This is a genomic window from Bradyrhizobium sp. HKCCYLRH3073 (assembly GCF_051167995.1).
In the GTDB taxonomy this organism is placed as follows: domain Bacteria; phylum Pseudomonadota; class Alphaproteobacteria; order Rhizobiales; family Xanthobacteraceae; genus Bradyrhizobium.
Window position 1 is genome coordinate 215009 of the sequence record NZ_JBNPUD010000002.1, and the last position, 12780, is coordinate 227788.

Below are 12780 nucleotides of genomic sequence, written 5' to 3' on the forward strand. Positions count from 1 at the left end.
CGACCTGCATGGCTGCGTCCGGGGGACGCTCGGGGGACAGTCGATTGGTAAGGGCTCAGGCTCGCACGAGACGTGACCGATCCCAGGATCGGGCGTCTCGATCACGGCCATGCCGTCCTCGATGCAACAAGGAAACATTCATGTCCGGACGCCTCCTCATCATGCTCTACGCCATCACGAGCTATGCCGTCTTTCTTGGGTCGTTCGTATGGGCGGTCGGTTTCGTCGGCAATTACAACTATCTCACGACCAAGTCGATCGACGTCGGCGTGTCCAGCGCCGTGACCGAGGCCGTCGTCGTCGACGTGCTGCTGCTCGCGCTGTTCGCGATCCAGCACAGCGTGATGGCGCGGCCGGCCTTCAAGCGCGCATTGACGCGCATCATTCCGGCCGCCGCCGAGCGCAGCACCTATGTGCTGCTGTCCAGCCTGATCCTGCTGCTGCTGTTCTGGCAATGGCGTCCGATCCCGAATCAGGTCTGGCACGTCGAGGGTGCCGCCGCGGGCGTGCTGACCGGCCTCCACTGGCTCGGCTGGATCATCGCGCTGTCCTCGACCTACATGATCGATCATTTCGACCTGTTCGGCCTGCGCCAGGCCGTGCTCGCCCTCCGCGGCAGCGCCGGGACAGCGCAGCCTTTCAGAACGCCGCTGCTGTATCGGCTGGTGCGCCACCCGCTGATGCTGGGCTTCCTGCTCGCCTTCTGGGCCACGCCGGAGATGTCGGTCGGCCACCTGCTATTCGCCGCCCTCAGCACGGCCTACATCCTGGTCGGGCTGCAGCTCGAGGAGCGCGATCTGGTCGCCCAGTTCGGTGACACCTACCAGCGCTATCGCCGGCAGGTGCCGATGCTGCTGCCGCGGCTGATCGGCGGCCGGCGGACCGCGGAGACCGAGACGGAGGCGCACGGCGCGCAGTAACCGGCGCGGGCTCGACGTCGCCAGGGCCTCGTCGAGCGCGCTCGCCTTTGATTGCGGACTTGCTCGATGCAGCGCCCACGCAGACGTGAATTGGAGCGGGGGACCTCAGCACCTATGTCGGGCTTGAATGCTGCGATGCAAAATCGCAGATCGACAGCCTCCGTTCTCATCGGGCCCTATGGCCCTGCCGTTCCTCCCCGAGAGAGATCCACGTTGACCACCATCACGTCCGATTCCGGCGACTCGCTGTCGGCCTGGATCACGCTGCTATTGGCCTTTTCCTGCGGGCTGATCGTCGCCAACATCTATTACGCGCAGCCGCTGATCGGGCCGATCAGCGCCGACCTCGGGCTGCGGCCGCAGCTCGCGGGACTGCTGGTGACGATGAGCCAGATCGGCTACGGCGCGGGTCTGTTGTTCGTGGTGCCGCTCGGCGATCTCATCGAGAACCGCAAGCTCGTCATCACGACCATCATCGTTGGCGCGGCCGCGCTCGGCTGCGCGGCGCTGGCGACGAGCCCGTCGACGTTCCTGCTCTCGGCGCTGCTGATCGGCTTCGGCTCGGTCGCGGTGCAGATCCTGATCCCCTATGCCGGGCACATGGCGCCGGAGGCGATCCGCGGCCGCGCCGTCGGCAACGTCACCACCGGCCTGATGCTCGGCATCATGCTGGCGAGGCCGCTGGCGAGCTTCGTCGCGGCGCATGCATCCTGGCACGTCATCTATGCCGCCTCGGCGCTCGCCATGCTGATCCTGGCCGTCGTGCTGCGCCTTGCCCTGCCGCCGCGCGAGCCGCAGGCGCGGCTGAGCTACGGCCAGCTGCTCGGCTCGATGGTCGAGCTCTATCGCGACACGCCGGCGCTGCGCCGCCGTGCGCTGTACCAGGCCGCGCTGTTCGGCGGCTTCAGCGTGTTCTGGACCACGTCCCCGCTGCTGCTGGCCGGGCCCGATTTCCGGATGTCGCAGACCGGCATCGCGCTGTTCGCGCTGGCCGGCGTCGCCGGCGCGATCATGGCGCCGGTCGCGGGCCGCATCGCCGACCGCGGCTGGACCCGGCCGGCGACGATCGCCTCGATGCTGATGTGCGCGCTCGGCTTCGCGCTGACATTGGCGGCACCGCTCGGAACCCCTTGGTCGCTGGCGACTTTGGTGATCGCCGCCATCGCGATCGATTGCGGCGCGCAGCTCAGCCTGATCCTCGGCTATCGCGTGCTGTTCGTGCTCGGCGCCAGCCAGCGCAGCCGGCTGAACGGGCTCTATATGACCACCTTCTTCGTCGCCGGCGCCGCCGGCTCCGGCCTCGGTGCCTGGGCATACGCCCATGGCGGCTGGACAGCCGCCGCCGCGCTCGGCACGGCGCTGCCGCTCGCCGCTTTGGCCTATCAGTTCACCGAGCCGAAATGATCAGAACGGGCTGCGCTTGAGCCCGGGCACCAGCGCCGCGAGCCGGTCCTTGATCCATGGCGCCGGCGGCAGCTTTCCGGTGGGCATCTCGACCGCGGCGGCCGGCTTGCGGCTCACGGCGAGCCTCAGGGTCGCGAGATAATGGTCGCGCTCCTCCTTCACCGCGCAATGCGCGCGGTGTTCGGGATCGGCTTCGGTCGCGACGCGGTCATTGGCATTGATGACGAGCCGCTGCTTCGGCCGTCCGGCGTAGTCGGGCACGTTGGTGTAGATGAACTCGTTCAGCGCCTCGGGAAAGAACGTCTGTCCGGTCAGCACCGTGGTCTCGTCGACAAACACCCTGAAGTGGATGTGGGTGGCGCGGCCGGCATACCAGCCGGGATAAATCGTCCTGAAGCCGGCCCAGCCGGCGGCATCGGCCATCTGGGTGCCGCGCAGATACGTCTTGCCGCTCTGGTCGAGCTTGTGGGTGTCGCTCTGGCCGGGATAGCCCGAATAGATGCCGCGGGCGTCGCAGTGCCAGATGTCGACGCGCGCGCCTGGTACCGGCGCGCAGGTGCCGGCCTCGATGACGCGAAGGCGCAGCCTGAGCGGCACGCCCGGCCGGTCCTCGGCGATCTCGGCGCGCACCAGCTTGGGATCGAGATAATAGGGACCGGATTCCGACTGCGGCGTCAGGAAGCAGGCCTCGTCGGCATTCGCCGACGCGGGAGCCGTCTCCGACGCTGCGCGGGCCGGCGGCGTCAGCAGCGCTGCGCCCGCCGAGAGCAGGCCGAGAACGCCACGGCGTGTTGCGTTGGTCAGAGCAGCCTCCCGCGGTCGCATGCGATGGAAGCGGCAGTCGATCAGCCCGGCATGGCAACAATCGGACGCCCGGCGACCATTGGGCCAGGCAGCCCGCTCACACCTGCGTCAGCGGCTTCTCGCCATGGCGCTCCGAGAGCGTGAAGATCTCGACGCCGTCATTGGTGACGCCGACCGAGTGCTCGAACTGTGCCGACAGCGAGCGGTCGCGCGTGACGGCGGTCCAGCCGTCGGACAGGATCTTCACATGCGGCTTGCCGAGATTGATCATCGGCTCGATGGTGAAGAACATGCCGGGCTTCAGCAGCACGCCCTCGCCGGGACGGCCGACATGGATGATGTTCGGCTCGTCGTGGAACAGCCGGCCGAGGCCATGGCCGCAGAAGTCACGCACCACGCTCATGCCCTGCGGCTCGACGAAGCTCTGGATCGCATGGCCGATGTCGCCGGTGGTGGCGCCGGGCTTCACCGCGGCGATGCCGCGCATCATCGATTCGTAGGTCACCTCGATCAGCCGCTCGGCCTTGCGCGCGATCGGCCCGATCGCATACATGCGGCTCGAATCGCCGTACCAGCCGTCGACGATGAAGGTGACGTCGACATTGATGATGTCGCCTTCCTTCAGCGGCCGGTCGTTCGGCATGCCGTGGCAGACCACGTGGTTGATCGACGTGCAGGTCGAGTAGCGATAGCCCCGATACATCAGCGTCGCCGGATAGGCGCCATGGCTGAAGGCGAAGTCGCGAACGAAATCGTCGATCCGAGAGGTCGGCACGCCCGGCTTGACGATGTCGGTGAGCGCATCGAGGCACTTCGACACCAGCGCGCCGGCCTTGCGCATGCCGGCAAAGCCGCTCGGGCCGTGCAGCTTGATCTGGCCGTTCTTGCGCGCAGCGGCGTCGGTCGCTTCGATATAGTTCATGGGCCTGTTTCGTTCTCGAACATGTCGCGGGGTGATCGTCTAATTTAATGATCGTGCCGCCCGGTGCAAGCCGGGTCTGTACGGTTGAATCTGCCGCCCTAGCCGGTCGGCACCTCGAGCGTGGTCTCGACCGGCAGCGCGCCGCCGCGAACGCGAAGCTCTCGCACCGGATACGGCACCCTGATGCCCTCGCGCTTGAAGGCCTCCCACAGCGCCAGCATCACCTCGCTCTTGACGCTGTCCATGTAGCTGGGATCGGCGATCCATGTGGTCAGCGAGAACTTCATGCCGGCCTCGGTGAACTCGGTCAGCAGGCAGTTCGGCGCCTTCGATTTCAAGGTGCGCGGCGTCTCGGCCGCGATCTCGGTGGCGAGCTTGCAGACGACGCGGGGATCGGCGTCGTAGTTGGTGCCGAAATTGACCTTCACGAGCGTGTTCTTGTCGGTGTAGGTCCAGTTGGTCACCTTCTGGGTGACAAGATCCTCGTTCGGGATCAGGAACTCGCGGCCGTCGCCGGCGGCGACAGAGATGTAGCGCGTGTTCATCGCGCTGATGCGCCCCGAGCTGTCGCCGATGGTTACGAGATCGCCCGGCTTCACCGATTTGTCAGCCAGCAGGATGATGCCCGCGACGAAATTGGCGACGATGCGCTGCAGGCCGAGGCCGATACCGACACCGGCGGCGCCGGAGAAGATCGCGAGCGCCGACAGGTTGATGCCGACCGCACTGATCGCAATCGCAACACCGAGGATCATCAGGCCCATGCGGACCATCTTGATCAGGAGCACCTGGATCGACGGTGTCAGGTCGGTCGAACGCGTGATACGGCTCTCGACGAAATTGCTGGCGACGTTGGTCAGCCACAGCACCGCGAGCAGCAGCACGCCGAGCTTGATCACCAGCAGCGGCGTCAGCCTGAGGCCGCCGAGCACGACCGAGATGGAATCGAGCGCGTCGACCACATTGTCGAGCTGGCCGATGATGCTGAGCGCGGCGACCAGCCAGGCCGAGATCGACACGATCTGCACGATGAAGGTGCTGCGGATCACCGAAGTGATCAGCCGGATCACCAGCCAGGCCAGCGCCAGCTTGAGCGCGACGGCGAGCAGGTAGCTGCGGCTCGGCCAGGTCCACAGCAACATGCCGGTGCGGGCGATCCGCATCAGGATCACGAACACGACCGTGGTGACGCTTTCCAGCAGCACCCGCAGCAGCTGGCGCAGCGGGCCCGGCCAGCCCATCGCCAGCGAGGTCATGTCGATGCGGGCGCGCACGGCAGCGCTGGCGGCAAAGGCGATGCCGGCGCCGCTCAGCACCAGCCCGAGCTGAAGATAGAACCACGGCGAAGTGACCTCGGCGCCGATCGAGCGGCCAACGGTCTGCAGGAATTCGAGAACGTCTTTCAGGTCGAGGTCCATCAGCGGGGTCTCGGAGGGGAACAGGGGCGCGGGTTGGCCGGATCAGCGGGATTTAGTTCGTTTTCGTCACGGGCGATTGCCGCGAAATATACCCCGAACGCGGGCAAGGATGGAAAAATGGGCATATCGCCGCGATAAGAGCAAATCCGGTTGGCGTGCAAGTGTGGCGACGATAAGGATGTAAAACTCGGATTCATCAACGTTTTTTCATGACATCCCTCGACGCCGTCAGCATTGCAATCCTCCTCGGTGCGGTCCTCGTCATGGCCGGCATCCTGTCGAGCCTGCTGGCGCTGCGCTTTGGCGCACCGCTGCTGCTGGTGTTCCTGGTGATCGGCATGCTGGCGGGCGATTCCGGCCCTGGTCATATCGAGTTTCAGGACGTCCGTACCACCTATCTGGTGGGATCCGTCGCGCTGGCGCTGATCCTGTTCGACGGCGGCCTGCGCACGCGTTTCCAGAGCATCCGCACCGTGCTGGCGCCCTCGATGATGCTTGCGACCGTCGGCGTGCTGATGACCGCCTTCATCACCGCACCGGTGGCGAAATATGCCCTCGACCTCGGCTGGACCGAGGCGACGCTGGTCGGCGCCGTCATTGCCTCGACGGATGCGGCGGCCGTGTTCCTGCTGGTCCACGCCCAGGGCCTGCGGCTGCGCCCGCGCGTCGGCGCCACGCTGGAGGCGGAATCCGGCAGCAACGATCCGTTCGCGGTGTTCCTGACCCTGATGCTGGTCGAGCTGATCTCGGTCGGCCACGGCAGTATCGGACATTTCGTGTTCGAGCTGGTCCGCGAGGCCGTGCTCGGCACGCTGTTCGGCATCGTCGGCGGCCGCCTCGTCGTCATCGGCCTCAACCGGGTCTCGCTGCCGCAGGGGCTGCACGCGCCGTTCGTGACCACCGCTGCGCTGGTCATCTTCGGCATGGCGCAGATCGCCCACGGCTCCGGCTTCCTCGCGGTCTATCTCGCCGGCCTGATCGTCGGCAACCGGCCGACGCGGGCGCACAACTCTGTCGTCACCTTCCTCGATGCCGCGACCTGGCTTGCCCAGATCGTGATGTTCGTGCTGCTTGGGCTGCTGGTGTCGCCGCAGCGGCTGCTCGACAGCCTGCTGCCGGCGATTGCCGTCGCGCTGATGCTGATGCTGGTGGCGCGACCCGTCGCGGTGTTTCTCTGCCTCTATCCGTTCCGGTTCAACTGGCGGGAGAAGGCGTTCATCGCCTGGACCGGCCTGCGCGGCGCGGTCGCGATCTTCCTGGCCTCGATCCCGCTGCTGGTCGGCCTGTCCAACGCCTATCTCTATTTCGACGTCGCGTTCGTGGTGGTGATCATCTCGCTGCTGGCGCAGGGCTGGACGCTCGGCATTGCCGCGCGCAAGCTGCACGTGGCGCTGCCGCGCACCGATCGCGGCCCGCGCCGCATCGAGCTCGATCTGCCCGGCCAGCTCGAGCAGCAATTGGTCGGCTATTCGATCCGCTCCAAGAGCCTGTACTTCCGCCGCGGCCTGATCCCGTCCTGGTCGAAGCCGACCCTGGTGATCCGCAACCAGCAGATCCTGTCGCCGCCCGAGGCCGAGCCGATCGCGCCGGGTGACTACCTCTATCTGCTGGCGCCGCCGGAAAAGGCCGAGTCGCTCGACCGCTTCTTCGTCGACATGCCGCCGTCGGCGGCGCCCGACCCGCATCTGCTCGGCGACTTCATGGTCTCGGCCGAGCATACGCTCGACGAGGTCGCCGGCATCTATGGCGTCAAGCTCGGCGAGGGCGAGGACAAGCTGACGCTGGCCGACTATTTCGACATTCACCTCGACAACGCGCCGAAGGAAGGCGCGACCGTGGCGCTCGACACCATCGTGCTGGTCGCCCGCTCGATCTCCGGCGGCCGCGTCAACGTGGTCGGCCTGCGCCTGCCGGAGGACGAAGAAGAGGTGCCGGTGCTGACGCGCAAAGAGCGGATGAAGCGCAGACTGGCCGAAGTCTGGTCGTCGGTTGCGGGAGTGTGAGCGTCACTCTGCCGCGGGCAGGACCGCGATCGAAATCGCATTGTCCGGCGCGCCGCTGACCTGCAACACCAGGGGATGCGATCCCAGCTCGTACTTCAGGGTCTTGCGGATGCCGTCGCAATCGGTGGCGCCGCTGAAGCCGGCGGGTTTGAGGATCTTGCCGTCCTGCACGACGTCGATCCAGGCCGCGGCCGACAGGCTGATCGTGTACACGCCCGCCTTGGGCGCTGCGGTGATCCGCGTGAGGCCGGCGAAGGTGCCGTCCTTGGGCGCGCGTTCCGGTGGCATCGCCAGCCTGGCCTCGGCCGTCGGACGCAGCTCCAGCACCATGCCGGTGGCCGGGATGGCGGCGATCTCGGCGCCCGATACCAGCTTCTCGCGGTTGGCCGCGGTCAGAGCGGCACGCTCGCGCGCGATGTCCCATTTGAATTTGTCGCAGCCGCTCGGTTCGGCGGCAACCGCAGCCGAGCTCGCGGCCAGCGTGAGGAGGAAGGCAGTCGTGGCGGGACGGATCAGGATCATGACGGACTCGCGACTGTTGCGCCGCGCAGCGGCGCGCGGCATTTCGATACCGCGATAACAGGAGGTGGAGGGACCGTCATCCCCTTCGATCGTCGCGCTCACGGCGCGAACGATGTCATTCTAAAGCAATCCAGCCTTACTGCGATTCAGCCTTACTGCGATTCCTGCGCCGCGTCAGCCGTCGCTGAATCAATTCTTGGCGTCCGGCGCATGCAGCACCGCTCGGCAGCCAGGCGGCAGTTGCGCCATCGTAATCGGTTGCGGCGGCTTGGGTGGCTCTTTCGGCGGCAGCGGATGCAGCACCGCGTCCGAGAACCAATAGTCGAGGTCGCCGCAGCCATCGCCGCCCTCCTGGTTGGTCTGGCCGTGGCAGTCCGGGTTGCCCGGCGGGCACACCATGCGGATGTGGAAGTGATAGTCGTGTCCCCACCACGGCCGCACCTTGGTGAGCCAGCTGCGGTCGCCCCTGGCGTCCCGGCACAGCGCCTTCTTGATCGCGGCGTTGACGAAGATGCGCTGCACCGACGGCTCCTGGGCGGCGGCCCGGATCACGGCGAGGTGGCCCTTCGTGAACACGCGCGGATCGACATCGAGGCGATCGGGCCGAACCATCATGACCGCCGACATCTCCTCGCGCTCGTTGCGCGACAGCCTGTGGTCGGGCATCGGCGTCAGCCAGATGTCGGCGTCGAGCCCGATCTGATGGCTGGCATGGCCGCTCAGCGCCGGACCGCCGCGCGGCTGGCCGATATCGCCGACCAGGATGCCGGGCCAGCCAGCATCCTTGTGCGCGCGGGTCGCCAGCCGCTTCAGCAGCGCGATCAGGTTGGGATGGCCGAAATTGCGGTTGCGCGACAGCCGCATCACCTGCCAGCCCTCGCCATTGATCGGCATTCGCTCGGCGCCGGCGATGCAGCCGCGATTGTAGGTTCCAATCACCTTGGTCGGTTGCGCCGACGGCAGGATCCTGCGAGCGAACAGCTCCTTGGCCGGCGTATTCGGATCGTCCGGATGCGCCAATGGCGGCAGGGCCTTTGGCTCGACGCTGCCCTTGTCCTGGGCATGGGCCGGGGTCGCCGCGGCAATGACGGCCGAACTGATGATGGCGACCAGAATCAGGCGGACATGCATGAAGCCAGTGTAGCGTTTGCCGACCGGCCGAGTTGCCCAATTCTACGTCAACAGCAGGTCATTCAAGCTATTTTAACCTGGCTCTAACCCTGCTGCCGGATTGGCGGAACTGGCTGAACTCGGTTCAATTGCGTGAGTTCGTTCGGTAAATGAACAATAAGCGCAAGGCCACTGCACGGTATGCGGGTCTTTTCTGGCCGGTGGCAACCGACGTCACATATCGCTGGTTGTACCGCAGCCCTTGGTTGATCCTCGGCGCAAGGCTCAACTCTCCAAATACGCGAGTGCATCTCCCTATTCCCGTAACCAATGGCTGTCGTGTTCTGCATCAAGATACCATTTTTTCAGAAACGTGGCTGAAAACTGCCTTTTGAGAAGGAGAGTGAGGCACGCGATGCGGCCCGTTCGGCCACCCACGGCAAAAAAGCGCAATCGCGTGCCAAGCGCCCGCGATGCAGTTCACCCGGTCAAGCCAAGCCCGAAATTGCGGCGGCACAACCTGCGCAAGCTTGGCCCTGGCGATGGGAGCAAGTGCGCCGAAATGGCGATGGCGGAGGCGAAGAAGGCGCATGATCGGCTGATCGAAGCGATCGACCTTCTTCCCGAGGGGATCGTGTTCCTCGACGCCGACGGCCGTTACATCCTCTGGAACAAGAAATACGCCGAAATCTACAACCGCAGCTCGGACCTGTTCGAATCCGGCGCCCGGCTGCAGGACACGATCCGGATCGGCGTTGCCCGCGGCGACTATCCGGAAGCCGCCGGCCGCGAGGAGGAGTGGATCGCCGAACGGCTCGAAAAGCTGTTTCATCCGAGCGGCCGCCACGAGCAGAAGCTGTCGGACGGCCGCACCATCCTGATCGAGGAGCGTCTGACCGGCGATGGCGGCATCGTTGGCCTGCGCGTCGACATTACCGAATTGAAGCAGCGCGAGGAGTCGTTCCGCCTGCTGTTCGACGGCAATCCGGTGCCGATGATCGTCTGCGCGACGGATGATGGGCGCGTGCTCGGCGTCAACGAAGCGGCGGCCCAGCATTACGGCTATAGCCGGGACGCCTTCGAGCGGCTCAGCATCCGCAGCCTGCAGGCCTATGACAGCGAGCCGCCCTGGGCAGGCGAGCAGTCCAGCGAGGAGCAGGCGGCGCGCACCTGGAAGCATGTCCGCGCCGATGGCGCCCTGATCGATCTCGCGATCTATTCGCGCCATCTTGTCCACAACGCCCAGCCCGCGGTGCTGCTGGCGCTGATGGACATCACCGAGCGCAAGCGCGCCGAGGCGCGGCTCGCCTTCCTCGCCCAGCACGACGCACTGACCGGCCTGCCGAGCCGCAACCTGCTGCGCCAGAAGATCGATGACAAGCTTTCCCAGATGCGGCGCGGCTCCGAGAAGATCGCTGTGCTGGTGCTTGGCCTCGATAATTTCAAGTCGATCAACGATACCCTCGGCCACGCGGTCGGCGACCGGCTGTTGCGCGGGGTCGGCAAGCGGCTGCGCTCGGTCCTGCGTCAGGAGGACATCGTCGCGCGACTGAACTCCGACGAGTTCGCGGTGGTGCAGGGAGGGCAGGCGCGGCCGGAGGATGCGGCCCAGCTCTGCCGCCGGCTGCTGGAGGCGATCGCCGATCCCTATCTCATCGACGGCAGCTCGGTGACGATCGGCGCCACGATCGGCATCGCCATGGCGCCGAACGACGGCGACGACGCCGAGAAGCTGCTCAAGAATGCCGACATGGCGCTGTCGCGCGCCAAGAACGAGACGCGCGGCACCTTCAGCTATTTCGAATCCGGCATGGATGCGCGGGCGCAGAGCCGGCGCAAGATCGAATCCGAGCTGCGCGAGGCCATCCAGCGCGACGTGCTACAGCCGCATTATCAGCCGCTGATCGACCTCTCGACCGGACGCATCACCGGCTTCGAGGCGCTGGCGCGCTGGCCGCATCCCGAGCGCGGCATGATCCCGCCGTCGGAGTTCATCCCGGTCGCCGAGGAGACCGGCCTGATCTCGGCGCTTGGCCGCGCGATGTTGCGCCAGGCCTGCAACGACGCGGCGAAATGGCCGGACGACGTCCGTGTCGCCGTGAACATGTCGCCGCTGCAGTTCCGCGTCGGCAATGTGCTGTCGCTGGTGATGGACGTGCTCAAGCAGTCGGGCCTGCCGGCGAGCCGGCTCGAGCTCGAGATCACCGAGACGCTGGTGCTGGAGAAGAGCGGCCAGGTGCTGGCCACCCTGCATGCGTTGCGCGCGCTGGGCGTCCGCATTTCGATGGACGATTTCGGCACCGGCTATTCCAGCCTGAGCTATCTGCGCAGCTTTCCGTTCGACAAGATCAAGGTCGATCAGTCCTTCATCCGCGGTCTCGCCGCCAATCGCGAGGCGCAGGCGATCGTCCGCTCGATCGTCAGCCTCGGCAAGGGGCTCGGCGTGACGATCACGGCCGAGGGCGTCGAGACGGAGGCGGAGCTGCGCTGTCTGCGCGCCGAGGGCTGCCATGAAGGGCAGGGCTATCTGTTCAGCCGGCCCCGGCCCAATGCCGACATCGTCCGGCTGTTGCAGGCGCAGCGGGACGCCATGGACGGCGCCTCACCCGGCAACGCGCTGGTGGCTTGAGCGAGCGACGCTGGCCGCAGTTGGACGCGCCTCGAAGCGCCGCCGATAAGCCGCGGGTGATGTTCCGACGATGCGCCGGAAAGCGACGCGAAAGGTTTCGAGCGACCGGTAGCCGCACTGCGCCGCGACGTCCGCCAGGGAAAGCGTCGCGTTCTCCAGCAGCTCCCGCGCCCGCGCCATGCGCTCCTGCTGCAGCCAGGCCGCGGGGCCGGCGCCCGTGCTGTCCTTGAAAGATCGTAGCAAGGATCGCTCGCTCATCCCGGCGCGCTTGGCCATCGCACTGATCGCGATCGGCTGCGCCAGTCGCGCGCGTGCCCAATCCATGACGTCGCCGATCGTCCGTCCCGGGCGGATCTGGATCGGGGCGACGACGTATTGCGCCTGCCCGCCGTCCCGGTGCGGCGGCATCACCAGCCGCCGGGCAACGCTGTTCGCAACCTTGCTGCCGAAGTCGCGCCGGACCAGATGCAGGCAGGCGTCGATGCCCGCCGCGCTGCCGGCCGAGGTGACGACATTGCCCTCGTCGACGTAGAGCGTGTCCTCCTCGATGCGAATATTCGGATAGAGTCGCTTCAGGTCGGGGATGTGCCGCCAATGCGTGGTGGCGCGCCTGCCGTCGAGCAGCCCTGCCGCCGCCAGAACGAACACGCCCGAGCAGATCGACAGGCACCGCGCCCCGCGCGCCGCCGCCTGCGCGATGGCGCGCAGCAGGCGCTCCAGCGGCCGCTCATTGCGATCGCGCCACCCCGGCACGATGATCGTGCTGGCATCCTTCAGCCGCGCAAGCGGCGCGCCGGCCTCCACCACGATGCCGCCGATGGCGCGTGACCTTCGTCCCTCGGCCGAAACCACCTTGAACCGGTACCACGGGAAATCGAACTCTGGCCGTGGCAGCCCGAAGACTTCGACCGCGATGCCGAACTCGAACGTGCACAGCCCGTCATAGGCGATGACCGCGACGAGGCCGGGATCGTGCGGAGGGCTGCTGGCTGCGGCTGACTGCATTGGCGGAAACCTACCGGACTTTGTCCGATCCGTCACTTGGGTC

The 12780-nt window shown here is 66.6% G+C and carries 10 protein-coding genes; 4 read left to right on the forward strand and 6 right to left on the reverse strand.

Annotation, left to right across the window (positions count from 1 at the left end; all coding sequences use genetic code 11):
• Window positions 1-140: 140 nt before the first annotated feature.
• Window positions 141-920 carry a methanethiol S-methyltransferase gene (mddA, locus tag ACQR1X_RS04940; RefSeq protein ID WP_434898438.1) on the forward strand — a complete coding sequence of 260 codons (780 nt, stop codon included), beginning with the start codon at window positions 141-143 and terminating at the stop codon, window positions 918-920.
• 213 nt (window positions 921-1133) lie between these two features.
• Window positions 1134-2324 carry an MFS transporter gene (locus ACQR1X_RS04945; RefSeq protein WP_434893233.1) on the forward strand — a complete coding sequence of 397 codons (1191 nt, stop codon included), beginning with the start codon at window positions 1134-1136 and terminating at the stop codon, window positions 2322-2324.
• Here ACQR1X_RS04945 and ACQR1X_RS04950 read toward each other — a convergent pair whose 3' ends face one another.
• From ACQR1X_RS04950 to ACQR1X_RS04960, 3 genes are all read right to left on the reverse strand, one after another.
• Window positions 2325-3128 carry an intradiol ring-cleavage dioxygenase gene (locus ACQR1X_RS04950; RefSeq protein ID WP_434893273.1) on the reverse strand — a complete coding sequence of 268 codons (804 nt, stop codon included), beginning with the start codon at window positions 3126-3128 and terminating at the stop codon, window positions 2325-2327.
• A 97-nt stretch (window positions 3129-3225) separates the two neighbouring features.
• Window positions 3226-4050, reverse strand: coding sequence for a type I methionyl aminopeptidase (gene map, locus ACQR1X_RS04955; RefSeq protein WP_315800515.1), 825 nt, complete (start codon window positions 4048-4050; stop codon window positions 3226-3228).
• Between the two features lie 98 nt (window positions 4051-4148).
• Window positions 4149-5468, reverse strand: a complete 1320-nt coding sequence (locus ACQR1X_RS04960) for a mechanosensitive ion channel family protein (RefSeq protein ID WP_315800514.1) — start codon at window positions 5466-5468, stop codon at window positions 4149-4151.
• 209 nt (window positions 5469-5677) lie between these two features.
• On the opposite strand from ACQR1X_RS04960, the gene ACQR1X_RS04965 reads away from it, so the two are divergent.
• A complete protein-coding gene (locus ACQR1X_RS04965) occupies window positions 5678-7471 on the forward strand; it encodes a potassium/proton antiporter (protein WP_434893232.1) in 1794 nt (597 codons plus the stop codon).
• A gap of 3 nt (window positions 7472-7474) precedes the next feature.
• Here the strand turns inward: ACQR1X_RS04965 and ACQR1X_RS04970 are convergent, their stop codons facing one another.
• Complete coding sequence (locus ACQR1X_RS04970; RefSeq protein ID WP_315800512.1) at window positions 7475-7993, reverse strand: hypothetical protein; 519 nt, start codon at window positions 7991-7993, stop codon at window positions 7475-7477.
• A gap of 189 nt (window positions 7994-8182) precedes the next feature.
• Window positions 8183-9124, reverse strand: coding sequence for a penicillin-insensitive murein endopeptidase (mepA, locus tag ACQR1X_RS04975; RefSeq protein WP_316216777.1), 942 nt, complete (start codon window positions 9122-9124; stop codon window positions 8183-8185).
• 394 nt (window positions 9125-9518) lie between these two features.
• Here mepA and ACQR1X_RS04980 point away from each other — a divergent pair, with 394 nt between their 5' ends.
• Window positions 9519-11732 carry a putative bifunctional diguanylate cyclase/phosphodiesterase gene (locus tag ACQR1X_RS04980; RefSeq protein ID WP_434893231.1) on the forward strand — a complete coding sequence of 738 codons (2214 nt, stop codon included), beginning with the start codon at window positions 9519-9521 and terminating at the stop codon, window positions 11730-11732.
• Here ACQR1X_RS04980 and ftrA read toward each other — a convergent pair.
• Entirely contained in the window at window positions 11706-12737 is a 1032-nt protein-coding gene (gene ftrA / locus ACQR1X_RS04985) for a transcriptional regulator FtrA (RefSeq protein WP_434893230.1), read from the reverse strand. The genes ACQR1X_RS04980 and ftrA overlap by 27 nt on opposite strands.
• Window positions 12738-12780 lie beyond the last annotated feature (43 nt).